We start from the raw sequence: 25,435 nt of genomic DNA, 5'->3' as shown, positions 1-25,435 counted from the left end.
TATAATTGAAAAAAATAAGAGGGGGGCCTGCCGATGAAAGAATTGCAGACTGAGAGATTGCGCTTGAGACCTTGGAAACCATCCGATTACAAAGATTTATACGAGTATGCGAAGAGTGAGCAGGTGGGACCGAATGCCGGCTGGAAGCCTCATAAGGACGAAGAGGAAAGCAAGGAAATCATAGATTTATTTTTAAAAGAAGATGAGACCTGGGCGATTGAGCTGCTTTCAGAAGGAAAGGTCATCGGCAGTATCGGCCTGCATGATCGGACACCTGATTTGTCCCTGGTATATCTAAATCAAAAAGAAATAGGTTATGTGCTGAATCCGGCATATTGGGGAAATGGATATGTCCCTGAAGCGGTGAAAACTGTGCTTCAATTTGGTTTTGAAGAGCTGAACCTCGATATTGTATGGTGTGGCCATTTTGATTTTAACCATAATTCCAAACGGGTGAATGAAAAATGCGGCTTCAATTTCCGGTTCAGCCAAGAGAAAATTTTGGAGCGTGTGGATGGGAAAGTAGTTACGTCTTTATACTATAGCATTCTTAAGGAGGAGTATGAGGAACGCACGCAACAAGTAGAATAGCAGAGTGAGAGAAATACCGTTTGCGAACGGTATTTTTTTGGGCCGTTTTATGAAAATGATGTGTTTGGTGAGTAAAGCAGGCAAAACGGTGAGTAAAATAGGAGTTTCCGTGAGTAAATGTAATCGAATGGTGAGTAATGATAGAAATTCCGTGAGTAAGCCAACAAAAGTCGTGAGTAAACGCCGCCCATCACTTCAAAAATATTGCAGGTCTTCCCGCCTGAACAGGGAATGTATAAAATAGATTATTTTTCGTCAAGAAAGGGGTGCCTGCTGTGAAAGTTGTCATCTTGGGCTATGGTTTTATTGGAAATATTCATTTAAGTGCCTATCAAAAAATGAATGACGTTGAAGTTGCCGGAATTTACTCGACCACCAAAACAGGGAGAATTGAGGGAATACCGGTATACAACGATCTGGACGAGTGCTTGGAGCAGGCGGATGTGGTAGATATTTGCCTGCCAACCTTTATGCACCGTGAAGTTTTTGAAAAAGCGGTAGCCAAGGACAAGCATATTTTTCTTGAAAAACCGATGGCACATACAGAGGAAGACTGCCGATTCATGCTGGAACAGGAACAGCGTTCGGATGTCAAAGTCATGGTCGGACAGGTGCTTCGTTATTTTCCGGAGTACCGCCAATTAAAAAAAAATATTGATCCGGAAAAGCCGGCGTCTTCGCTGCTATCACGCAGGTCACAGCTGCCGGTTAGCGCGAAAAACTGGTCGTTGGAACGGAAGAACAGCGGTGGCGTCATTCTTGATCTTTTACTGCATGACATTGATTTTGCACGCTGGGCGTTTGGGCCGGTTACTCGGATCTTTGCGCAAAGTGACACTGAGCATTACTACGCATTACTGACCCTTCGTCATGAGAACGGGTCTATCACACGGCTGGAAGGAAGCTGGAGGTATGACGGCGGTTTTGTTCAGGAGGCAGAAATCGCGCAGGAAAATGAGCTCTTTACCTACAACAGCCAGGATGTCTTGCCGCTGCAGGTTCATAAAAATATCTCTGCTTCAAAAGATTCCACCGAGATTCCGGCCGTACTTTTACGGGATGACCCTTGGTATCTCGAGCTGAGGGAATTTATAGACGCCATTCGGAACGACCGGCCGGTTCCCATTACACTCAAGGACGCCTATGAAAGCACGAGGGTGGCTTTGCTGGCCATGCAGTCAGCGGACGAAAAACGGCCTATTTCCTTAGTAAAGGAGCTGAATACCTGATGAAGGTCTCTATTTTATCAACGGCTCACGTCCACTTTGAAGCATTTGCGAGTGCCGTAAAGTCATGCGCGGGTACGGAGCTGGCCGGAATTTATGATGATGATGCCCATCGCGGAAAAAAGAAAGCGGCTGACCTGCAGACGGTCTTCTTTGAAAATATCCATGATGCGCTGGCGGTATGTGAGGCGGTGGTCGTCTGTTCAGAGAATGCCAAGCATGAGGAGCTGGTGCTTGCGGCCATTGAAGCGAATAAACACGTTCTGTGTGAAAAGCCGCTGGCCATATCCACTGTCAGCGCGGAGCGGATGGCGAAAAAAGCTGTGGAACAGGACGTGGTATTGGCTACCGCTTTTCCATTGAGATTCAATACTCCGGCCATGGAAATGAAACGAGTGATTGAGCAAAAGCAAATTGGGGAGGTGCTCGCTTTTCATGGGGTAAATCCGGGGCAATGCCCGAAAGGCTGGTTTATTGATAAAAAGCTTTCAGGCGGGGGCGCACTGATGGATCATATCGTGCATCTCGCTGATTTGATGAGATGGCTGACCGGAGCGGAAGTTTCAAAAGTATATGCAGAAGCCGATTCCTTTTTGGTTCCGTGCATTACGATTGACGATGTGGGACATGTCCAGCTGGAGTTTAATAACGGCATCATTGCCGATATCGACCCAAGCTGGTCACGGCCGGAGGGCTTCCCGACATGGGGAGGAATAGAACTCCGGGCTACTGGAACGCAAGGGTCGGTCGATTTACGGGCCTACGCACAGAAGGTGACTCAATACAACAATACGAAGACCCTTCACCACGATTACGGTGACTTTGAATACTTGTATATGATGAATGCCTTTGTAGAAACCATTGGAAATCAACAGACCGAGCTTGCGAATGCCTGGGACGGAGTGGCGGCCACCAAAATTGTGGATGCTGCCTATCAGTCGGCAAAGGAGCATGAAGTGGTCACCATTGCATGAGCACCTTTTTGAAAGGTGCTTTTTTTCTCCCTATTTATGTAATTTTAATTGATTATTATTCTCAATTAGGATAGGATGTTAATAGATTACGAAGTTTCTCCTTCTCATTTTTTTGGAGATTCACATTTTAACAAGAAGGAGGGGGCATCCATCGATACGATTAAACGTTTCGCCTCATATTATAAACCTTATAAAGGGCTGTTTATTCTGGACTTCAGCTGTGCGGTTTTCGTTGCTCTGCTGGAGCTTGCGTTTCCTGTTGCCATGAACCGTGTGATTGACGACTTGCTGCCAACAAGTAACTGGCGCTGGATTTCGATTGCTTGTATCATTTTGCTGTTTGTTTTTATCTTGAGCACGTTCATGAACTATGTGGTCACCTACTTCGGCCACCGGCTTGGGGTGGGCATTGAAACGGATCTTCGCAGAGATTTGTTTGCCAAGCTGCAAAGACAGTCCTTTTCGTTTTTTGACAACAATAAAACCGGCCATCTCGTATCCGGTTTGACGAATGACTTAATGGACATCGGCGAAGTGGCTCACCACGGTCCGGAGGATTTGTTCATCGCGATGATGACGATCGTCGGTTCCTTTGCCATTATGTTTAACATCAACTGGCAGCTGGCTTTAATTCTTGCTGTCGCGATTCCGATCATCATTTTTGTTTCTCTCATTTACAGCAAAAAAATGTCCAAAGCGTTCCATACGATGTATGAAAAGATTGCAGGCTACAATGCCCGGATTGAAAACAACATCGGCGGAATCCGTATCGTGCAGTCTTTTACAAAAGAAGAGCATGAAATTAACTTGTTTAAAGGCACAAATGCCGGCTTTCGCATTGCCAAGCTGGTTGCCTACAAAATCATGGCGTGGAGCAGCTCCATCAACTTCGCCCTTATGAAGATCATCTTATTGTTGGTTCTCGGCTGTGGTTCCTGGTTTGTTATCAACGACCAGATGACCTACGGAGAGTTTGTCGCGTTTGTTATGCTCTCTAACGTCTTCATCGCACCGATCAAGCACATCAACCAAATTCTCGAGCTGCTGCCAAAAGGGTATGCAGGGTTCAGGCGGTACCTTGAAGTATTGGATATGGAGCCTTCCATTAAGGATAAGGAAGATGCGATTGAGATTGCCCATGTACGTGGTGACATTGCATTTGAAAATGTAAGCTTTGATTATGAAGAGGACCAGTCTGTGCTTGAAAATATTTCGTTCCGTGTTCGGGCCGGGGAAACGCTGGCTCTGGTAGGGCCATCCGGCGGCGGAAAAACGACGCTGTGCTCTTTGATTCCTCGTTTTTATGATATTACTGAAGGAAAGATTACCATCGACGGCATGGATGTGCGTGACCTGACATTGCAATCGTTGCGCGGCCAGATCGGCATCGTCCAGCAGGATATTTATCTTTTTGACGGAACGATTCGGGACAATATTATGTATGGTGACTTTGAAGCGAGTGAAGAGGTGCTGTGGAACGCCATCCGAAGCGCTCAGCTGGAAGAACTCATCGAGAGTCTGCCGGAAGGGCTTGAAACAACGATCGGCGAGCGCGGCGTGAAGCTGTCGGGCGGGCAAAAGCAGCGCATTTCCATCGCCCGGATGTTTCTGAAAGACCCGGCGATCTTGATTCTGGATGAGGCTACATCGGCACTGGATACGAAGACCGAGCGTGCGATCCAGGCGGCGCTCGATGAGTTGTCCAAAGACCGTACAACTATTATCATCGCCCACCGTTTATCCACCATTCGCAATGCCGATAAAATCATTGTCGTCAAAGACGGACAAATTCAGGAAGAAGGCTCCCATGAAGCACTGGTTGCCGGTGAAGGAGATTATTATCAGCTGCTGCAGACGCAGATGGTGTAACAAATTCTATAGACGCATTGAAAAAAGCTGCCAAACGGCAGCTTTTTTGTCATTCTAGTAAAAACGTCGGAGATATTTTTAAAGAATTTAGCGAACGTTGGATAATCCTGCTTTATTTTGTAATATAAATGTAATGGTGGTGCTATATTCCTGTTACCTAAGTGCTATATAGTTAGACAGGTAGAAAACAACAGGAGGAACACAACTCAATGTTAAAAAAGAATCTTCTAGCATTATTGTTGCTTGCCGCTATTTTTACTACATTCCTAGTATCACCATCCAAGAGTGAAGCTGCTTCGACTACATACCATACAAAAGCCATTTCTGTCGCTAAGTCCAATTTGGGCGTCCGCTATCTTTGGGGAGGCATGTCTCCAAGAGGGTTCGACTGCTCCGGACTAGTAAAATACTCATATAGCAAATCAGGAAAGACGCTGCCCCGTACTGCAGCTGAAATGTATAATAAAGGAACAAAAGTGAAATCTCTAAAGGTTGGCGATCTTATGTTTTTCGCACCCAACAGAGCTTCACGCCCTACGCATGTTGCCATGTATATGGGAAGCGGAAAAATGATTCAGGCCGCTACCTCCCACGGAGTCTCCATTACAACAACAAGCAACAGCTACTGGCATCCGCGCTATATTGGCGCAAAAAGAATATAATTGAACAAGCCGCTCATTTTGTGAGCGGCTTTTTATATGGTTTGATTCAATTTGTCCGTTCTAAACAAAAGGCCAGTACATACAATAAAATGATTACGCTTACATTTAAAGAATATTCAAAATTTATAATAAACTTATTGACTTGTCATTTTGAAGCTGTTAACCTTAATTTTAAAATTGATCAGAAAATTCAATGACGAGAACAGTAGGATAATATTTTTGTTCCAAAGAGAGCCGGGATGGGTGGGAGCCGGTGAACAAACATTATCTGAAAATCATCTCTGAGAAGCAAAGCTGAACGATAAAGTAAGCTTTGTCGGTAGTTTCCGTTAAAATGTCGGTTGACTAAGAGCCGGAGCCTGTTTTCGCTCTGGAACTAGGGTGGTAACGCGAGCCAAACTCGTCCCTAAAAAGGGATGGGTTTTTTATTTGTAAAAAATATGGGTTTTTTATTTGTAAAAAATATGGGTTTTTTATTTGTGAAAATTTATTGGGTAAAAAACATGAGTCTTTTTATAGTAAAAAAACGAACGGGAAAGGAAGAGGAACATGGAACAGGTACAGCAAAAACAAAGAACGGTGCTGGTAGAAGACATAATGATCGCCAATCAGCGCATCAAGGATGTGGTCCTTCATACCCCTTTGCAATATAATCCTTTATTGTCCGCACAGTATGACTGTAAATTATATTTGAAACGGGAGGACTTGCAGGTGGTCCGCTCCTTCAAGATCCGCGGGGCGTATAACCGGATCAAGAAGCTTAGCCCGCAGGAGCTCGCCAACGGTATCGCTTGTGCCAGTGCCGGGAATCATGCACAGGGGGTTGCCTATTCCTGCCACCTCTTGCAAAGCAATGGCAAGATCTTTATGCCGACCACTACGCCAAAGCAAAAAGTGAACCAGGTCAAGTTCTTCGGCGGCGAACACGTTGAAGTAGTGCTCACAGGTGACACGTTTGACGATGCCTACGAGCAAGCGATTGCCAGCAGCCGCGAGGAAAACCGGACGTTTATCCATCCTTATGACAATGAGGACGTAATTGCCGGGCAAGGGACGGTCGCAGTGGAAATCCTGAATGACTGTGATGATAACATCGATTACATGTTTGTCCCGATTGGCGGCGGTGGACTGGCAGCTGGAATGGGCACATTCATGAAAAGCGTATCTCCGCAAACGAAGGTCATTGGGGCGGAACCTGCTGGGGCGGCAGCGATGAACGAATGCATGCTTAAGGGAAAACATGTATGCCTCGACCGTATTGATCCGTTTGTGGACGGTGCTGCTGTAAAAAATGTAGGGGAGATCACGTATGAAATCTGCCAGCAGATCTTGGACGATATCGTGGTTGTACCTGAAGGAAAAGTTTGTTCCACGCTTTTATCGCTTTATAACAAGAATGCAATCGTGGCTGAACCAACCGGATCGCTTGCACTTGCTGCACTGGACGAGTATGCCGGGGAGATCAAAGGCAAAACCGTCGTTTGTGTTGTGAGCGGAGGAAACAACGACATCGGCCGCATGCAGGAAATCAAGGAACGTTCCATGATCTATGAAGGCTTGCAGCATTATTTCATTGTTCATTTTCCACAGCGGGCCGGTGCTCTTCGTGAATTTCTGGATGAAGTGCTCGGACCGGATGATGACATTAACCGATTTGAATATACGAAGAAAAACAACAAAGAAAGCGGGCCTGCCCTGGTCGGCATCGAGCTGAAGCACAAAGAGGACTATCCGGAGCTGATTGAGCGGATGAACCGCAAAGGATTTGCCTATCAAAATGTCAATCAGGACAAAACCTTGTTTCAGTTGTTGGTGTAAGAGGGAGAAAGATGGTACAAATATGTGCCATCTTTTTTTACTTCTTCGATTTAAAGCAATAAGGCAGGAATAAGAGGAAGGTTATAGAAAACGTTACACTGAAAACTGAAGAAAGGAGTGAAGAAAATGAACACAAAAAATGATTGGGAAAACCTTCTGGTGCTAGAAAGGAACCGGGAGCCGGAACGCTCTTGCTTTGTCTCCTATGAAGACAAAGTATCTGCCCTATCTTATCAAAAAGGAAGATCCTCCAGGTTTAAGCTGCTGAATGGAATGTGGAAATTTTATTATGCAGATCAGCCGGCACTGGCACCTGTTGGTTTTCAAAGGGATGACTTCAATGTTGAGAACTGGGATGAGATCCCGGTGCCTTCCAACTGGCAAATGAACGGTTATGGCCATCCTCATTATACGAATGTCCAATATCCGTTTCCTGTAGATCCACCCTATATTCCCGATGAGAATCCTACGGGTTCCTACAGACGGGAATTTTATGTACCGGATGGCTGGCAAGAGCAAAACATCCTTCTCCGTTTTGAAGGTGTGGACAGCAGTTTTCACGTGTGGGTGAATGGCGAGGAAGCAGGGTACAGCCAGGGGAGCCGTTTGCCTTCGGAATTCGATATCACTTCTCTCATCAGAGAAGGTAAAAACACCCTGGCGGTACAAGTCTATCAATGGTCTGAAGCGAGTTACATAGAGGATCAGGATATGTGGTGGCTGAGCGGGATTTTCAGGGATGTGTCTTTGATTGCACAGCCACGGGTTCATGTGAACGACTATTTTATCCGAACAGAGTTGGTTGAAAACTATCAGGACGCTGTTCTTCATTTGGATGTGGACGTGCATAATCATCATTCGAAAAAATGTAAGGGCTACCACGTAGAAGTATCGTTATTGGACAGGGATTTTAAAGCGGTAAATGGTGTTGATAAAAGAGAGGAAATCTCAGTTGATCCTTTCGATAAAGCACGGCTAACGCTGTCGATGCCCGTAATGAATCCTGAAAAATGGTCAGCAGAATCACCGTATTTGTATCACCTTCTTCTTACGCTTAAAGATGATCAAGGAAATACGATCGAAGAACTAGCAGCCAGAACAGGATTCCGCAGTGTTGAACTAAAGGACGGATTATTCCTTGTTAACGGAGTACCGATCAAGCTGAAAGGGGTTAACCGGCACGACCATCATCCTGATTTTGGACGTGCGGTTCCGCTGGAATGGATGATCGAAGATGTGAGGTTGATGAAGACTCATAACATCAATGCCGTGAGAACCTCTCATTATCCAAACGATCCGAAATTTTATGACCTGTGTGATGAGTATGGATTATATGTGATAGATGAAGCTGATCTTGAATGCCATGGCTTTGTATTTACTGATAATATGCACCAGCTCAGTGAGGATCCGGACTGGCAGGAAGCGTATATGGACCGGATGCGCCGCATGGTCGAACGGGATAAAAATCATCCTTCCATTATTATGTGGTCGCTTGGAAATGAGTCTGGATTCGGCCAGAACCATGTGGCGATGGCAGAATGGGCCAAACAACGAGATCCTTCGCGTCTCGTTCATTATGAGGGAGAAGTACGGGAAATCATGGTCAAGGATGACAACAACCCGAAACGCGAACCCGTTGCCTCTGATGTGTTTACCACCATGTATACCGCAGTTGAGATCATGGACCAATTGGGGAGCCGGACCGATTTGGAAAAACCCCATATTTTATGTGAATATGCGCATGCGATGGGAAATGGGCCAGGCGGATTAAAGGAATATTGGGAAACCTTCTATAACTATCCCCGCCTGCAGGGCGGTTTTGTCTGGGAGTGGCTTGATCACGGCATTCGCCAACACACAGCAAATGGTGAAGAATACTTTGCCTATGGAGGAGACTTTGGTAAGCAACCACATGACGGGAATTTCGTGATCGACGGACTGGTTATGCCTGATCATACACCATCACCTGCATTGGCCGAGTACAAAAAAGTCATAGAGCCGGTTTTCGTGGAAGCACGGGATTTAAAAAACGGAAAAGTTTCCATTCTTAACCGTTATGATTTTCTTTCACTTGATCACTTGCAGTTAAACTGGTCCATTGAAGCCGGTGGCAAACGAATGAGTAGTGGAGTCGAGTTACTGGAGGATATTCAAGCAGGTGAAACGAAAGAGTTAGCTGTTCCATATGCTCTTCCGGTTGTCATTCAGTCTGGAACAGATTACTGGCTGAACCTTTCGTTTACCTTGATCTCTGATACTGCTTGGGCAAAAGCGAGCCATGAGGTCGCCTGGTCCCAGTTCAAGCTTCCTGTTCAGTCAGAAGCTGCGGTAATGGACAGACGTGTTATGCCTGATTTGGAAACAGTGGAAGAGCCACATAAAGTGCACGTAAAAGGCCAGGCATTTGAGGCCGTGTTCAACAAATTGAATGGACGGATGGAATCATGGACACATGAAGGGTCTTCGGTGCTGGAAAAAGGACCAAAGCTAAACTTCTGGAGGGCGTCGATTGACAATGATTCTTTGTCAAATTCGGGATGGAAGGCGGTATCTTCCTATGACCAGTGGGTGGAATTCGGCGTGAATCAACTGCAGCAGAGGTTACTCTCTTTCACATATGAGGTTTCTGCTGATGATAAGAGCGTTGTAATTGAGGCAAAGTACCGGATTGCACCGGCTAAGCTAAGCTGGGGGATTTCTGCAACGCTAACGTACGAGATTTATGGAAGCGGCGATGTGGTTTTAAAAGCAGAGGGCCGGCCTGAAGGGAACCATCCGGCCACACTCCCAAGAATCGGACTGCAGCTTGAGCTGCCGAACGAATTGGATCAGGTGAAGTGGTATGGCCGCGGACCAGGAGAATCCTACATTGACAGCAAGCAAGCTGGACGAATTGGAGTCTGGAGTACCAATGTAAATGGGCTTTACACACCATACGTGCTGCCACAGGAAAACGGCAACCGGCACGAAGTCCGCTGGGCGTCGTTTACCAATCATTATGGCACTGGCTTGTTTGCAGGAGGAATACCCGTGATCGATTTCGGTGCTTCACGTTATTCGGTGGAAACGCTAGAGGCCGCCAAGCATACGCATGAGTTAGTAAAAGAAAATCATATTGTGCTGCATCTGGATTTTCAGCAGCATGGGCTTGGGTCTGCCAGCTGCGGCCCGGATGTATTGAATAAATATCAGCTGCACACGGGGGATTTTCAGTTTGCCGTCCGCCTGAAACCTTTTAATGAGGGGCAGATGCCGGCTGCGGAGCTTGGAAAGCTCAGTTTTAAAGAAAAAGTTGGCGCCGTGAAAAGCTAAATAAAACGAATTGGATGACGCGGAATCTCTGCGTCATCTTTTTTTATGAAAATGATTGGTATGGTGAGTAATTGTTAAAAAATGGTGAGTAATGACCTGATTTCCGTGAGTAATTGGAGGAGAACGGAGAGTAAGACAAAAAAATCCGTGAGTAATCCGCACGAAACCGTGAGTAAAACAGTTGTTCCGATGCTTCTGTTCTGTCTCTGGACGCCTCAGACAAAGGTTTCCGTTTTAATTTGTTTGGGTAGTGTCTCTCCAAGGTGGTTTGTACGGAAAATAACTGCATATTCTCTGCCGCCCAAGGGATAATATGGAAGTATTTGTACTATTCGTGACAGTATTCAAAAAAGGAGTGTGCTTATGAAGAGAACAGTTGCTGATCTGTTGGTCGAGTCGTTGAGAAGTGCCGGTATTGAACGGATATACGGAATTGTGGGAGATTCATTGAACGCTGTGCTGGACTCCATCCGTCGTTCTGGAAAAATTGAATGGATTTCGGTCCGCCATGAGGAAGTTGCTGCCTTTGCAGCCGGATCAGATGCCATGTTAAGCAACAGTATCGCAGTTTGTGCAGGGAGCAGCGGTCCGGGGAACCTGCATTTGATCAACGGGCTTTATGATTGCCACCGTAACCGGATACCGGTTCTGGCCATTGCGGCTCATATTCCAAGTAACGAGCTTGGCGGGCAATACTTTCAGCAAACCCGTCCGGAGCTTTTATTCCGGGATTGCAGCCATTATTGTGAGGTGCTGACACGTCCTGAGCAGATGCCGCGCATGGTCACGATGGCCATGCAGCACGCCATTAGCCAGGAGGGGGTATCCGTCATCATTTTGCCAGGAGATGTGGCTTCACTTCATGATGAAGAAACGGTACCTCCGCAGGTGATTCATGTGACCAAGCCAGTCGTGCGCCCATCGGATGAAGAACTTGAAAAGCTGGCGGGTTATTTAAATAAAGGAAAAAAAGTGACCATTCTTGCCGGTGCAGGGTGTGCAGGCGCGCATACGGAGGTCATCGCCCTCTGTGATGCCCTGAAATCACCGATGGTTATTGCGCTTAGAGGGAAGGAACATCTGGAGTACGACAATCCATATTCGGTTGGTCTGACCGGGCTCATAGGATATGCCTCAGGCTATCACGCCATGATGGAGTGCGACGTGCTGCTCATGCTCGGAACCGACTTTCCATACCGTCAGTTTTTCCCTGAAAAAGCGGATATCCTTCAGATCGACATCCGTGGGGAACACCTTGGACGAAGAGCCGCGCTCAGCTATGGGCTGGTTGGCGACGTGAAGCATACAATTGAGGCACTGCTTCCGTTATTGAAGGTGAAGAAAGATACCGGCCATCTGGATAAGCACGTCAAAGACTACGCCAAGGTGCGCAAAGATCTTGATAAGATGGCAACTGGTAAAAAAGGGAAGGGGCCAATCCACCCTCAATATCTAACCAAGGTCGTTAGTGACTATGCTTCGGAAAACGCGATTTTTACATGTGATGTAGGAACGCCGACGTTATGGGCTGCCCGTTACCTTCAAATGAGTGAGGGACGCCGTCTGCTTGGTTCCTTCAACCATGGAACGATGGCCAATGCCTTGCCGCAAGCCATTGGCGCCCAAGTGTCAAGAAGGGATGCACAGGTTATCTCCTTATCAGGAGACGGTGGACTGGCCATGCTTATGGGGGATCTTCTCACCCTGAAGGTTCATAAGTTGCCTGTCAAAGTGGTGGTCTTCAATAACACTTCATTAAGCTTTGTGGAATTGGAGATGAAGGCAGCCGGATATCTGGAGACCGGGACTTCACTTGGGCAATTCAATTATGCCTCAATAGCTGAAGGAATGGGCATTAAAGGCATTCGTGTCGAGGATCCAGGTGACATGGAGGATGCGGTTAAACAATCGTTTAATCATAACGGTCCGGTACTTCTGGATGTTGTGGTCAACCGCCAGGAGCTTGCCCTTCCGCCGAAAATCGAGTTCGAGCAGGCGCACGGCTTTACACTGTGGATGCTCAAAACCGTGTTGAACGGAAAAGGAGACGAACTGATCGAGCTGGCAAAGACCAACTTGTTCAGATAGTTTACAAAATTAAAGTGACATGCGAGTAGTCTAAAAAACACTGAAAGTAGCAGGTATCCATAGGGCTATTTTCTAAAAAGAACAGCGAAAAAGCAGGGTGGAAAAACGGCTCGTTTTCCACCCTGCTTTCAATGTAAACACTTATTATTCAGCTCTTGTTTTAAATTTAAGCTGAAAACGAATTTTCAGAAGTTAATTCTACATCTTGTACGACGGGAGGGCTATTAAAAATATGGTGATGAATGTATTCATATGTGTTTTTTGTATTTTCTCCATCTGTACATTCTATCAATTTGGCATATTGAGCAATATGAAAAGATAATTGTGGCCGTGCGTAGTTTTCTGAAATTTGAGAATGCAGCTCATTAAATTTTTCGGTAATATCACCAAATGCGATCTCTTTTTGTAGAATATTAGGTGAACCATATTCCTTCTCCGCCAACTCTTTGTCTTCCCAGTAAAAGATTACATTGCTTCCGCCTGCAAATGCATAAAAGGTGATGGAAGAGTAATCTGAAATGACAACCTTACTGCGGAGCAGGGCATCTTTAATATCTCCGACAAAAAAGTATGATTCATATTGTTTATAAATGTCGGGAAACTGTTCCTGCAGAATGATTTTTGATTTTGGATGGAGAACGACATTGACCTTTTTATCTTGATAAAAGGGTTCCTTTCGGATCAGCTCCAGGAAAGACAAATAGCGATCTAAATAGCTGCCTGGTTCGATACTTCCGGTAAGGTCCCATGGACGCCACGTCAGCATAAAGGTAATGTCAGTCTTTGTGTTCGTTTGTTCTTGCACATATAAATCCAGGTTTGGAAGTCCTGTGACCATGATTTCTTTTTCAGTATAAGTCGTATTCTTTAAAAATAAATCTCTCTCAAAATTAGAGTTGACCAGAATATAATCCGGGGCAATTGGTACTTTTCGGTTAAAGTATCCTCTTTCAAAAACATTGGTCGCCATACTCGGGCCGTGCTGAAGCATTACTTTTTTGTTTGTCTTAAGAACCTTTCTTTTTATCTGGTTGTCATTATCATACAGCCTTCTTTGGATGTGACTGACTAGATCTGAAGAGAGAAAGCTTCTTGCCAAAAAGATATAGAGAAAAGAAAGAAAACTATTTTTAGCCACAATGCGTTTACCGTATTTTTGTTTGAGCTCTTGAAATTGAACATGATCCTTATCAAGGATGTAAACGCAAACATCCCCCTTTTGATAAGCATACTTAAAAAGCTCAAAAGCGGATTCTGAGGCCCCCATACTGAACTTTTCGAAATAGATATCGTACTTTTCTTTATTTAACATTATGAAATGTAGCAGATACGCAAACATTTCTTTCACCGCAATCCATTTGCTCATAATACTGGTGACCACAATGACATATTGTCCAGTGATTGACTTTCTTACGAATAATTCACTGTTCATTTTCTTTAAGCGGGTCGAGGTGGTATTGTATAAATAGTGTTTTTTATTATAGCCATGTTTTGAAGCGGATTTCAGGTTGTACCAATAATTGTTGTCGTTGTGATCAATTTTAATATAGACAGGTATATTAATAGAACTCGTTTCTAAATAGTGCTGATAGATTAGTTTAACGGGAACCCAGCACCAATAGGTATGAAAAAGCAGTGTAAGTTTTCCTGTGTTAAAAGCAAATCGTTCCCTGATTTTTTTCGGAAAGAAAAACTGAACCTTTACATTAACACTTTTATCATAGCCAAAGGATAAATGAGTTTCATTAAACGAGTTATTCTTAAAGCGCATAATCCCGAAAAACAAAAAATGATACAAAAATAAGAGAACAGTGCCTCGAATCGCCGGTGTTTTCTCAATCTTATCAATGTATTTTTCAAAATGATTCTGCCTTGTCTTAAGAAAAGCAAGGTTTTGCTTGGAATCTACATAAAAAACAATTCTCTCGTGAACAAACTTTCCTTGTTTGGTGCGAATCTTGCGTAAACTCATTGTTTGTAATACGGTCAACGGTTTGTGTTCAATCAGTTTCACTACTTTTCCAGTTTCCTGGTTATACACATAGTATTTTTGGTGAAGCTTTTTCTTTTGATTATTTATACTTTTAGTGCCATTAAAAGTACAATAACCATCTGTAAGCATTGCTCGATTGTTCACCTTTTTTCCCAATATTTTCCCTAACTCCATCTTTTTCCCCCGTTTTAAATTTAATACAAAATGAATCAAAATTTCACAAAAATAGCCATTATATACCATGATATTATTATAGTAAGTGATTAAGGTCAACCTAAATAGAAGTAAAGACCTAGCAAGCCGGCCTTAACCTTATTTATTATTCCTGGTATGGAGGTTTTATGATAAAAAGAATGGTCATTACATTATCAGTCCTTTTCTTCCTTTTTCTTGTATTGTTTGGGATCTATAAACTCATGAATGCTCGGAACTTTCAGGTGTTTGGTGGGCTGACAAGCCATGTCGACACAAAGGAAAAGGTGGTCGCCGTGACTTTTGATGACGGACCAACGGGAAATGTGGATGCCCTTCTTCCTGTTCTTAAAAAGTATCATGCAAAAGGAACGTTTTTTCTGATCGGAAATGAGCTGGAGAAGAATATGTCGGAAGGCAAGAAGCTGGTAGAAGCTGGCCACCAGATCGGCAACCATACATTTTCCCACAAACGGATGATCTTCAAGTCACCTTCTTTTATCAAGCAGGAACTGAAAAAGACAAATGCTTTGATCCGCCAGACCGGCTACAAGGGAGAGATTGATCTCCGTCCACCGAACGGCAAAAAGCTCATCGGACTGCCTTATTACGCAAATAAATTTCACATGGACACCATCACGTGGAGCCTAGAGCCGGACACCTATTACACCTCGGTGGAAGACAAGGTGAATTATATTGTGAAAAATGCGAAGCCCGGTTCCATCATTCTTTTTCACCCGATGTATAATAAGACAGGGAATGAACTGAAGTCGGTGGAGAAAACACTCGATGCTTTAAGTAAAAAGGGTTACCGGTTTGTAACGGTGAATGAACTGCAGAAGATGAGAAAATAATGGGGGAAGGCATTTGAAGAATTGGTTACTATTTTTCGGTGTCGGCAAGGTCATCATTTTTGGTGGAGGATTTCTCATTCGGTATTTACGAGATGGGGATTTTTATATTGCAGAATTTAGGAGGTATCATTGGTATTGTAATAGCTATCGCAGGTTTTCTTAAGGAATTAGAAAAGCTTAACTACAAGCCAAAAACCGGGAGGAGATTGCCCTTCCCGGTTTTTCTTTGTCTATTACACAGCTTTCTTCACTCGGCCGTTCGGCAGCAGCCGTGCTTTTTCCAACCGGGAACGAACGGTAATGCCGATCCAGCTGGCGAGGAACGCTTTGATCAGCCCGACTACGATAAACGGATAAGCCCCAGCCGCCAATGCCTTGGTCCAACTGAGGTCGACCACAAATTTGAGCTGGATGACACCGAATAAAAGCGTGATTACCATTCCGGCAGTGTTGGCCATCATGGCGTTTGTAAGAGTAAAAGACGTTTTTTCAAGGAGGAGGCCTGTAATGAATGCGGCAAAGATAAATCCGATGATGTAGCCTCCGGTTGGTCCGATAATGACGCTTAAGCCGCTTTTTGCTTCGGCAAAAACAGGTACTCCTGCAGCCCCAACGGCCATATAGCCGATCATGGTCAGTGCACCAAAACGGCTACCCAAAATGGTAGCGGTGATTCCGACAGCAAGCGTCTGTCCACTGATGGGCACAAGGGGAAGCGGGATTTCAATTTGCGCCAAAATCGCTGTCATCGCCACAAACAAGGCGCAGATGATGGTCGTGCGCAAACGTGTGGATTGGTCCATAGCATGTCTTCCTTTCTTTATTAATGTAAACTTTATATAATTAAAGGTTAACATTAGAAATGTGAATTGATAAGTTATTTTTTTCTATATGCCCTCATAAGTTCTTTTATGTTTTGCCTTCATAAGGAGGGGAAGACAAAATATACAAATCCTTACAAGGGTGGGTTCATCAAATGAAGTTTCGTTTTTTGGCAGCAGCCATACTATTGACCGTATTCATGCTAGCCGGGTGCAATTTCGGAAATACGGCATCCAAAGATAACTCCTCCGGCAAGCCGCAGTCTACAAAGGAAGAGAAAGGTGCAACAAATGATTCCAAAGCGAATCAAGAAAGAGACTCCTCAAGCGATAATGATCCTTCAGCCGAAGCAAATAACAGCACTGAGGACAACAACGATAAACCTTCATCACGCGATGTCCATGACCAGGATGTTAACAAAACAACCTATAAAACCAACGAGGAAGCTGCAGAAGCGATAAAGGGCTACGAAAAAATGGAGCAGACGAATGTGGATCTGGGGCATGATATTAAAGCTTTTGCTGAGGGGGCGGCGGGTCATCAATATCTTTCATGGAATGAAGGGCGCTGGCTGATCCAGGTGAATTATCCATCCGATCCCCAATATGCAATAGATAAAAATGTCGATGGGTTAGGGTTTTCCAAGAAGATGGTTGCCTATTTGGAAACTCACTATCTGCCGGCCCCAAAAGATAAAGGGATTGTGATAGTTAATGGATTTAAAGACTCCGGAGTGACGACCGTTCGGTGGCAAAAAGGAAACGTGGTTTATGAGATCAAGTCAACGAAAAATAGCCCGATTGAAACCCTGGAGAAAGCAGTGGAAGCAGGGAAGAACCGTTAAACAATTGTTTAATTGAATGGAAAGGAAACAGCCACTCTGTGTATTTTTGGCAGAGTGGCCGTTTTTTTTATACCGATTGATAGCTTTGCAGCATGTGTTCTATGAATTCTTTAATGGTGGAACTCATGAATTTTTGTTTCCGGTATACGATTCCAACTTCTTTCAGCGGAATGGAAGGAATGATGGGGATTTGGCGTGTTTTCCGGGTGTCAACGGTGTTCAAATAGGACTTGGGCAAAATGGTGATGCCCTGTTCAATATGGTCATATGAAGAAGCGAATGCATGTCCGACAGTTCAACGGCCGGTTTGATCTGAAGGCCAAGGCTTTTGAAATAGCCGTCGATATACTGGCGGGTCAGGTACTTCTCCTGCAGCAAAAAAAGAGAATGCCCCGACAGATCTTTAATGTGAGTGCCCAAAGGATTGGATCAAGAAATTAGAGACCCCTCTGTTAAAAAACTAGCTATATTGAAAGCGATTTCTTCCTTTTCTTGCTTCTGAGAGGTATGCTGATGGTATGGGAACAGAGAGGGGATGAGTGAAGTGGAAATGAAAGATTTGAAAGACACGATGCTTGGTGCTCTAGGCATCGAGATTGTTGAACTTTCCGATGAGAAGGCGGTCGCGACCATGCCGGTCCATTCGGCGACACACCAGCCGTTTGGACTGCTGCATGGCGGAGCATCCGTAGCGTTGGCAGAAACCATCGCGAGCATGGGAACCTATCATTTTATTGATGAAAACACCGAGATGGCCGTCGGAATGGAGATCAACGCCAACCACCTCCGCGGCAAAAAGGATGGACTCGTAACAGCTACCGCAACACCGCTACATAAGGGCAGGACCTCTATGGTCTGGGACATTAAAATTACTGATGAAGCCAGGAAATTAGTGTGCGTGTCCCGCTGCACTATGGCTATTATGAAAAAGAAGTAAGAAAAAGGCCTGTTGAGGGCCTTTTTTTGTGCTTTTAGGAAGAAGGTGGCAGCTCGGGATTCGGGCGAGTTTTTTGGGTGCAGGCAGGCTTGAGAGATTTGCGGGTAACTTTCTGGCTTTTCCGGGCAAGTTTCATGAGTTTGCGGGCTCCTTTGGCGAATTTCCGGGCAACTTTGTCGAATTCACTCCACAAAAAAACAAGAGGAGCCTGTCCTCTTGTTTTTTACAGTCCACTATAACGCCAGCCGGCTGTATGAACCTTCTAAATGTTTTTGCATAGCCTGCAGAACTTGCTCCACATCCCTGTTTTTTAACGCAGCAATAATTTGACGGTGTTCTTCTGTTCCTTCTTTAACATCAACCTGCCCTTTTGGATGGTATAGACGGCAATTATGAAGATGAATATTTAATCCCTTCCAGGCTTGCAAAAGATAAGGGTTACCCGCTATTTCAAATAAATAAATATGAAACTTTTCATCTGCATCAATAAACGGACGAAATTGTGTGTAAACAGGCAGATCGGGAATGGTAATCTGGCTTTCTTCTAAAATGCTTTCCAATTGAAGGATAGCATCCTCTGTAATGTGTTCCACTGCTAATTCCATTGCATTTAATTCAAGGATTTTTCGTGTTTCGTACAATTGTTTAAAGGCTTTTTGATCAAGAAGAGGAGTCACAATATATCCCCGGTATGGAGTGAAGTCCACCAGACCTTCAGCATAGAGACTGGATAATGCCTCACGAACCGGAACAATGCTGCAGCTTAATTCTCCTGCAATTTGATTGATTGTTACCTTTTCACCAGGTTTTAATCGTTGATCCAGAATTTCACCTTTAATGTATTCACGTATTTGGCTTACGACCGATTGTTTCTCCAATTGCATAACCATAACATTTCCTCCTGACACTTTAGGGTTAAATCGTTGATGACAGATAAAAGGCCCTAGTACTCTATTTAATTTTATCAAAATTTTCTAAAAATATATTGCGCAATTACATATCGTGTATTAGGATAGATCGTATAATGATATATTATTATACGATCTATAATCTGTCATTACTTTTTATTACATACAACTAGACTGACTTTAACGCTTAAATTAATTTTTCGCACCAAAAGGAAAGCGTTTACAAAGGAGGTTAATGATGAGCACATATTTTCGAAATGTCATGATGCAGCCCAATGACAATGTCTCTACCGCCCTGACAGACATTCCCGTCAACAGCTTGGTAAGTGTGAGGTGTAATCAGCAAATAATGGAAGTAACAGTGAAAGACACCATCGAATTTGGGCACAAGTTTGCCGTCGTCTGCATTCCAGAGGGGAGCGATGTGGTCAAATACGGCGAAGTCATTGGTGTAGCCGTAAAAACCATTGAGGCGGGCGAACACGTTCATATTCATAATGTCGATGGAAAAAGAGGAAGGGGAGATATAACCCATGGAACAGAATCTGCTTTGGGGATATAGGCGTCCGGACGGGAGAGTTGGAATCCGGAATCATGTGTTGATTTTGCCAACGATTGTGTGTGCCACGCAAGCAGCTAAAAATGTGACCGAACTCGTGCAAGGCACAGTATCGTTTATCCATCAGCATGGCTGTGCTCAGGTGGGAGTCGATTATGACCAAACCTTCCGCACTTATGTGGGAATGGGGACCAATCCGAATGTGTATGGTGTTATCGTGATGGGACTTGGTTGTGAAACCCACCAGGGAAAAAGTGTCGCTGATGAAATTGCCAAGTGCGGAAAGCCGGTTGAACTTGTGTCCATTCAGGATCATGGTGGGACTCTTGCTGCAACGGCTGAAGCGTCAAAGATTGCGGCACAAATGGTACAGGATGCCTCTGCGCTGGTAAAGGAACCATTTGACATGAGTGAGTTAATCGTTGCTACAGAATGTGGAGGTTCGGATGCCTGCTCTGGTCTATCTGCCAATCCTGCTGTAGGCTATGTGAGTGATAGGGTTGTCGACCGGGGTGGCACAGCCATTTTGGCAGAAACAACAGAATTGATTGGCGCAGAGCATCTGTTGGCAGATCGTGCGGTAAATGACCGGGTGGCGCAAAAGGTATACCAGGTCATTGAAGCAATGGAGAGCCGTGCGATACACATGGGTGTCGACATCCGAACTGGAAATCCGAGTCCTGGTAACCGGAAAGGCGGGTTGACTACGCTGGAGGAAAAGTCATTGGGAGCTGCAGCGAAAGCAGGTACACGGCCACTACAGGAGCTAATCGACTATGCCGAACGTCCTTCTGAGAAAGGGCTAGTTTGGATGGATACGCCAGGCCATGACATTGAACAGTTAACTGGAATGGTAGCGGGCGGTGCTCAAATTGTTTTATTTACAAGCGGGCGAGGAACACCAACGGGTTCACCCATCGCTCCAGTTATTAAAATCGCAACCAATACGTCCATGTTTGAAAAAATGAGAGAAAACATGGATGTGAATGCTGGAACAATTATCGAGGGTACGGAAAATCTCGAGTCGGTTGGCGAGCGTATTCTTAACGAAATTGAACGAACAGCCAATGGGAAACTAACTAAGTCAGAAATTCTGAAACAGCATGATTTTGGCATTTGGCGGATTGGCCCCACATTTTAAATAACCGTTTGTAAGCGTTTACTGATAATCGGAAGAGAAATGAGGAGGTAAAGCTATGAATATTAAACAATCGATTGAAAAAGTCCCTGGTGGACTTATGGTCATTCCTTTACTCGCCGGTGCTTTAATTAACACAATCGATCAATTGCATATCCCTTTCATCATGAACTTCCTAAAAGATATTGGTGTAGCTGCGACAGAAGATGGGAATTATGAGCTTTTACGAATCGGTGGCTTTTCCCAGGCACTTTTTAAAGATGGTGCACTCACTCTGTGTGCTCTGTTTCTGTTTTGTGCCGGAAGTCAGATGAATTTAAGGGTTGGTGGCAGGGCACTGAAAAAAGGAGTACTGTTGACCTCCTCAAAATATGCAACAGGCGTTATTATCGGAGTGCTTTGGGGCTTACTATCAGATCCGGTGCACGGCTTTTTGGGCTTATCCACCATGGCCATTATCGCGGCTATGACCAATGGTAATGGTGGAATGTTTGCTGCCCTCACCGGACAATATGGCAACCGGTCGGATGTAGGAGCGACTGCCGTTCTATCCTTGAATGATGGTCCTTTTTTCACACTGATGGCGCTGGGAATGATGGGGGCGAATTTCCCGTTCATAGCTTTTATTGCCGTGCTGTTGCCGATTTTAATTGGTATGCTTCTGGGAAACCTGGACAAAGAGATTCGTTCGTTTTTGGCAGCAGGTGAATATCTGGTTATTCCGTTTTTCGCCTTTGCTCTGGGAACAGGCATGAATTTATCCAACTTCTTTAACCCCGAAGTGGTAGGTGCCGGCCTAGTATTGGCCTTAATGACGATCATTTTTACTGGTGGAATGGGGGCGCTTGTATTCAAGCTGTTCCGGGAAAAAAGCAAAATTGCTCCTTGGGCGGAAGCCTCCACAGCTGGTAATGCCGCAGCTACACCTGCTGCTATCGCTGCAGCTGCAACAGTGGCCAGCGGATCAGGTTTGATGACCGCATCCCAAGCACAGGTATATCAGGACCTCGTGGCTGTCGCAACTGCCCAAATATCGATATCCACGATCACAACAGCCCTGCTTTGCCCAGTTGCCGTGATTTTAGTAAACAATTATCAAACGAAAAGAGGAATCAATGGCAAAGTAGAGTTTTATGGTAAAATCGGTGACAGAAATGGGGAAAAAGAAATTGCAGCAGGAGATGTACCGGTTTCCTGATTCAAAAAAGGCCTGTTCAGGGCCTTTTTTCTTTTTAATAAAAATTTTCTAATTTCGCGTATAGGACAAGTTTGGCCCCGGGGACAATGAAGGTAAAGGAGGACGATGCTGATGAACACATTTGAAGTCATCTCGTTAATGCTCAGCTTTGGAATGTTTGTAATCGCTGTTCTCGACTTTCACAATCACGACAAAAACTCCTGATCCAGACCCAGAAAATGATCCGTACCGAAAAGGGCCCGAAAAGCGGGCCTTTTTTTATTGATGCCGACAGCGAATCCAATAAGCGTACCATCTACAAGTACATCCACGAAAACGGTATCCAAAGCTGCCAGCTTATGATGGGAATGACTTTGCTTGAGCCAAATAACATGTGGAACACGATGCCTGCGCATGTGCACGATCGCCGAATGGGAGTGTATCTGTATTTTGATCTTGACGAAAAGGCACGCGTCTTCCACTTCAGGGGCGAACCGAATGAGACCCGCCATATCGTTATGAAAAATGAACAAGTCGTGTTCGCCAATTACGCGATCGCGCTGTCTCTGTTTGGCATTATTGAACGACCGGTTCTTGTTTTCAGGCAAACTTGCTCGGCGCTGGTTAAAGGCAAGGCGTCATAAAATTTCTAAAAAGGTATTGTGTTTGGAAAAGTGAAGTTGTACAATTAACAACAAGAAAAATTGTTAACGTGAACATATGAACATTTTTGAAAGCGGTTTTTTTGTGATGAATTCTCATCGGGAAAGCCGTTTTTCAGAACTCTGTATTGTTAGCGTTAACATTTTAGAAAATTAAGAAAGTCGGTGGAAGAATGGCAAAGTTTATGGATGAGAATTTTTTGCTCAAGAATGATATCGCAGTTACTTTGTACCACGATTATGCACGTGAAATGCCAATTATCGACTATCACTGTCATTTAAGTCCGAAGGAAATCTATGAAAACAAAACCTTTAAAAATATCACCGAAGCCTGGCTCTCAGGTGACCATTACAAGTGGCGCGTCATGAGAGAAAACGGCATCTCGGAAGAATACGTAACCGGAGATGCACCAGATTACGAGAAATTTCTGGCTTGGTCCAAAACCGTTCCAATGGCGATCGGAAACCCGCTTTACAACTGGACACACCTTGAGCTTCAGCGCTTTTTTGGAATCTATGACATTCTAAATGAAAAAAGTGCGCCGCAAATTTGGGAGAAAACAAATGAGCTGCTGAGCAGCGGATCATTTGGAGCAAGAGACTTGATCGTGAAATCCAATGTAAAAGTAATTTGCACAACCGATGACCCGACAGATTCACTTGAGTATCACGCACTTTTGAAAGATGAAGCCGACTTTCCAGTAAGTGTCCTGCCAGGGTTCCGTCCGGACAAAGGCTTAGAGATAAATAGAGATACGTATCTTCCATGGGTGGAAAAGCTTGCAGAAGCTGCTGAACGCAGCATTGAGAATTTCGATGATTTTCTTGAAGCCCTTGAATCCAGAGTCCGTTTCTTCCACTCTTTAGGCGGACGTGTTTCAGATCACGCCATCGATTCCATGGGCTTTGAAAAAGCAAGCAAAGAGGTAGTCGCGCAGATTTTTGCAAACCGTCTTTCTGGAGGTACTGTATCCCGTCAGGACGAAACCAAATATAAATCGTATACGCTCCGCTTTTTGGGAGAATTGTATGCAGAGCTGGACTGGGCCATGCAATTCCATATTAACGCCTTGCGTAATAATAACAGCAGAATGTTTAAAACCATTGGACCGGATACCGGTTATGATTCAATGAACGATGAAGGAATCGCAAAGCCACTTGTTCAGCTGCTTGACTCGCTTGATGCGAACAACAAGCTGCCAAAAACGATTCTTTATTCCTTAAATCCGAATGATAACTATGTGATCGCAAGCATGATTAATAGTTTCCAGGATGGTGTAACACCAGGGAAGATTCAGCATGGAACCGCGTGGTGGTTCAATGATACGAAGGACGGAATGCTTGCACAGATGAAAGCGCTGTCCAACGTGGGCTTGTTTAGCCGATTTATAGGAATGCTTACTGATTCCAGAAGTTTTCTATCGTATACACGCCATGAATACTTCAGAAGAATTGTCTGTAATCTGATCGGTGAATGGGTGGAAGACGGGGAAGTGCCGGAGGATATCGAATTGCTCGGCAGCATTGTCCAGGGCATTTCCTACAACAACGCGAAGGACTATTTTCAGTTTCAAGCGAGTGAAGTAAACGTATAAGCAAAAAAAGATTCCCTGCTCAGCATAGAGGGCCAACAATATACTAAGTGAACTTCACCAAGGAAGTTAAAGTTTTTTGAAAACGGGGTACATGCAGGTTTAGCTGAGGGAGCCTGAGTGTTAAACTATAAACAAAGATTGCAGATTAAGGACTATGGCAAAAGGATGAAACAAGTATGGTAACGATAAAAGATATTGCTAAACTGGCGAATGTTTCTCATACAACGGTGTCAAGAGCGCTTAATAATAGTCCTTACATTAAGGAACCGACCAAGCGGAGGATTCTTGAAATCGCTTCCCAGCTCAACTATACACCCAACTACAATGCCAAGAACCTTGTGATGCAGAAGTCGCATACAATCGGCCTTTTTTTCACAAGCATCACAAACGGAACATCACCGATCTTCCTGGCGGATACCATCAAAGGGGTAAACAGTGTGATCGGGCAGGAATTCAATCTGTTCGTGCGGGGAATCGATGATTACGATGACTTTTCTTCCATTAATAATATGAGGTTTGACGGCATCATTTTAATGAGCCAGAGTGAGGCCGACAACACCTTCATCTATCATGTTATGCAGAAAAGGATTCCTCTTATTGTCTTGAACCGGGAGATACAGGAACAAGGCCTGATCAACTTGCTCTCCAATGACCAGGTGGGAGCCCGGCAGGCAGTTGAACATTTAATTACCAATGGACACAAAGACATTGCTCTAATTGAGGGGAAAAGAGGGTTCAAATCGGCACAGGCGCGCAAGGAAGGGTATATGGCCGCCCTCATTGAAAATGAGCTTTTGATTCATAAGGAGTATCAGGTGGAGGGCCATTACGATATGCAGAGCGGGTACAACGCGATGAATCAATTGCTGAACCTGGACCGTCCTCCAACGGCAGTGTTCTGTTCCAATGATGACATGGCCATCGGGGCGATGAATGCGGTATTTGCCAGAGGTCTGAAGGTTCCTGATGATATGTCCATCGTCGGCTTCGATGATATCGGCTTCGCCCAATACACAACACCAAGGCTCACTACCGTAAAACGTCCGGTTGAAAAAATCAGCATCGAAGGGGCAAAGCGTCTATTGGCCACCATCAGCCAGGTCCCTGGGCAAGGTGTCAAGCTGTTCGAAAACACATCACTGATCGTCAGGGACTCTGTAAAGGATCTGAAAGAGGATGCAAGGGGATAAAAGTTTCTGGAAGAGGTTGATTTC

Annotated in this window: 21 protein-coding genes, 1 pseudogene and 1 other annotated feature; of the genes and pseudogenes, 18 read left to right on the top strand and 4 right to left on the bottom strand. The window is 44.6% G+C overall.

Annotated elements, in window-relative coordinates:
- Nucleotides 1-33 precede the first annotated feature (33 nt).
- The 8 genes from AS030_RS20620 (at nucleotide 34) to poxB (ending at nucleotide 12,540) form a co-directional block, all read left to right on the top strand.
- Complete coding sequence (locus AS030_RS20620) at nucleotides 34-591, top strand: GNAT family N-acetyltransferase (RefSeq protein WP_061975254.1); 558 nt, start codon at nucleotides 34-36, stop codon at nucleotides 589-591.
- Nucleotides 592-866: 275 nt separating this feature from the next.
- A complete protein-coding gene (locus AS030_RS20615; protein WP_061975252.1) occupies nucleotides 867-1,820 on the top strand; it encodes a Gfo/Idh/MocA family protein in 954 nt (317 codons plus the stop codon).
- Complete coding sequence (locus AS030_RS20610) at nucleotides 1,820-2,791, top strand: Gfo/Idh/MocA family protein (protein ID WP_061975250.1); 972 nt, start codon at nucleotides 1,820-1,822, stop codon at nucleotides 2,789-2,791. Before AS030_RS20615 ends, AS030_RS20610 begins: the two co-directional genes overlap by 1 nt.
- A gap of 75 nt (nucleotides 2,792-2,866) precedes the next feature.
- Entirely contained in the window at nucleotides 2,867-4,660 is a 1,794-nt protein-coding gene (locus tag AS030_RS20605; RefSeq protein WP_082635919.1) for an ABC transporter ATP-binding protein, read from the top strand.
- 209 nt (nucleotides 4,661-4,869) lie between these two features.
- The gene (locus AS030_RS20600) at nucleotides 4,870-5,322 is read left to right on the top strand and encodes a C40 family peptidase (RefSeq protein ID WP_061975249.1); all 453 of its coding nucleotides are present in this window, start codon (nucleotides 4,870-4,872) and stop codon (nucleotides 5,320-5,322) included.
- Between the two features lie 184 nt (nucleotides 5,323-5,506).
- Nucleotides 5,507-5,733, top strand: a binding site (T-box leader).
- A gap of 138 nt (nucleotides 5,734-5,871) precedes the next feature.
- Nucleotides 5,872-7,140, top strand: a complete 1,269-nt coding sequence (gene ilvA, locus AS030_RS20595; RefSeq protein ID WP_061975248.1) for a threonine ammonia-lyase IlvA — start codon at nucleotides 5,872-5,874, stop codon at nucleotides 7,138-7,140.
- A 126-nt stretch (nucleotides 7,141-7,266) separates the two neighbouring features.
- Nucleotides 7,267-10,452: a beta-galactosidase, LacZ type gene (gene lacZ / locus AS030_RS20590; protein WP_061975245.1), complete on the top strand. Its 3,186-nt coding sequence runs from the start codon at nucleotides 7,267-7,269 to the stop codon at nucleotides 10,450-10,452.
- A 363-nt stretch (nucleotides 10,453-10,815) separates the two neighbouring features.
- Nucleotides 10,816-12,540, top strand: a complete 1,725-nt coding sequence (poxB, locus tag AS030_RS20585; protein ID WP_061975243.1) for a ubiquinone-dependent pyruvate dehydrogenase — start codon at nucleotides 10,816-10,818, stop codon at nucleotides 12,538-12,540.
- A gap of 166 nt (nucleotides 12,541-12,706) precedes the next feature.
- On the opposite strand, the gene AS030_RS20580 is transcribed toward poxB, so the two are convergent.
- Nucleotides 12,707-14,707 carry a CDP-glycerol glycerophosphotransferase family protein gene (locus AS030_RS20580; protein WP_061975241.1) on the bottom strand — a complete coding sequence of 667 codons (2,001 nt, stop codon included), beginning with the start codon at nucleotides 14,705-14,707 and terminating at the stop codon, nucleotides 12,707-12,709.
- A 167-nt stretch (nucleotides 14,708-14,874) separates the two neighbouring features.
- On the opposite strand from AS030_RS20580, the gene AS030_RS20575 reads away from it, so the two are divergent.
- Nucleotides 14,875-15,579, top strand: a complete 705-nt coding sequence (locus AS030_RS20575; protein ID WP_061975239.1) for a polysaccharide deacetylase family protein — start codon at nucleotides 14,875-14,877, stop codon at nucleotides 15,577-15,579.
- Between the two features lie 233 nt (nucleotides 15,580-15,812).
- On the opposite strand, the gene AS030_RS20570 is transcribed toward AS030_RS20575, so the two are convergent.
- Nucleotides 15,813-16,382: a biotin transporter BioY gene (locus AS030_RS20570; RefSeq protein ID WP_061975237.1), complete on the bottom strand. Its 570-nt coding sequence runs from the start codon at nucleotides 16,380-16,382 to the stop codon at nucleotides 15,813-15,815.
- A 173-nt stretch (nucleotides 16,383-16,555) separates the two neighbouring features.
- On the opposite strand from AS030_RS20570, the gene AS030_RS20565 reads away from it, so the two are divergent.
- Nucleotides 16,556-17,245, top strand: a complete 690-nt coding sequence (locus AS030_RS20565; RefSeq protein WP_061975235.1) for a hypothetical protein — start codon at nucleotides 16,556-16,558, stop codon at nucleotides 17,243-17,245.
- A 67-nt stretch (nucleotides 17,246-17,312) separates the two neighbouring features.
- Here the strand turns inward: AS030_RS20565 and AS030_RS23825 are convergent, their stop codons facing one another.
- Nucleotides 17,313-17,483 carry a type 2 periplasmic-binding domain-containing protein gene (locus tag AS030_RS23825; protein ID WP_156412599.1) on the bottom strand — a complete coding sequence of 57 codons (171 nt, stop codon included), beginning with the start codon at nucleotides 17,481-17,483 and terminating at the stop codon, nucleotides 17,313-17,315.
- 312 nt (nucleotides 17,484-17,795) lie between these two features.
- On the opposite strand from AS030_RS23825, the gene AS030_RS20555 reads away from it, so the two are divergent.
- Nucleotides 17,796-18,182, top strand: a complete 387-nt coding sequence (locus AS030_RS20555; RefSeq protein WP_420889664.1) for a hotdog fold thioesterase — start codon at nucleotides 17,796-17,798, stop codon at nucleotides 18,180-18,182.
- Nucleotides 18,183-18,415: 233 nt separating this feature from the next.
- Here AS030_RS20555 and AS030_RS20550 read toward each other — a convergent pair whose 3' ends face one another.
- Entirely contained in the window at nucleotides 18,416-19,072 is a 657-nt protein-coding gene (locus AS030_RS20550) for a GntR family transcriptional regulator (RefSeq protein WP_061975229.1), read from the bottom strand.
- 253 nt (nucleotides 19,073-19,325) lie between these two features.
- Between AS030_RS20550 and AS030_RS20545 the strand changes: the two genes are divergently transcribed.
- The 7 genes and pseudogenes from AS030_RS20545 (at nucleotide 19,326) to AS030_RS20520 (ending at nucleotide 25,411) form a co-directional block, all read left to right on the top strand.
- Entirely contained in the window at nucleotides 19,326-19,652 is a 327-nt protein-coding gene (locus AS030_RS20545; RefSeq protein WP_338082343.1) for a UxaA family hydrolase, read from the top strand.
- The gene (locus AS030_RS20540) at nucleotides 19,624-20,790 is read left to right on the top strand and encodes a UxaA family hydrolase (protein ID WP_061975225.1); all 1,167 of its coding nucleotides are present in this window, start codon (nucleotides 19,624-19,626) and stop codon (nucleotides 20,788-20,790) included. The genes AS030_RS20545 and AS030_RS20540 overlap by 29 nt, the downstream gene beginning before the upstream one ends.
- Nucleotides 20,791-20,845: 55 nt before the next feature.
- Nucleotides 20,846-21,985 (top strand): 2-keto-3-deoxygluconate permease, encoded by a 1,140-nt coding sequence (locus tag AS030_RS20535; RefSeq protein WP_061975223.1) that lies wholly within the window; start codon nucleotides 20,846-20,848, stop codon nucleotides 21,983-21,985.
- Between the two features lie 111 nt (nucleotides 21,986-22,096).
- Nucleotides 22,097-22,189: a putative holin-like toxin gene (locus tag AS030_RS24445; protein ID WP_240482436.1), complete on the top strand. Its 93-nt coding sequence runs from the start codon at nucleotides 22,097-22,099 to the stop codon at nucleotides 22,187-22,189.
- Between the two features lie 65 nt (nucleotides 22,190-22,254).
- Nucleotides 22,255-22,509, top strand: a pseudogene (locus AS030_RS24440) (5-deoxy-glucuronate isomerase); the annotation flags it as partial.
- A 290-nt stretch (nucleotides 22,510-22,799) separates the two neighbouring features.
- Nucleotides 22,800-24,221 carry a glucuronate isomerase gene (gene uxaC, locus AS030_RS20525; protein ID WP_061975219.1) on the top strand — a complete coding sequence of 474 codons (1,422 nt, stop codon included), beginning with the start codon at nucleotides 22,800-22,802 and terminating at the stop codon, nucleotides 24,219-24,221.
- Between the two features lie 176 nt (nucleotides 24,222-24,397).
- Nucleotides 24,398-25,411, top strand: coding sequence for a LacI family DNA-binding transcriptional regulator (locus AS030_RS20520; protein ID WP_061975217.1), 1,014 nt, complete (start codon nucleotides 24,398-24,400; stop codon nucleotides 25,409-25,411).
- The last annotated feature ends 24 nt before the right edge of the window (nucleotides 25,412-25,435 follow it).

The organism is Fictibacillus enclensis, from assembly GCF_001457035.1.
GTDB classification, from domain to species: Bacteria; Bacillota; Bacilli; order Bacillales; family Fictibacillaceae; genus Fictibacillus_C; species Fictibacillus_C enclensis.
This window is presented reverse-complemented; position numbering and strand designations above follow the sequence as displayed.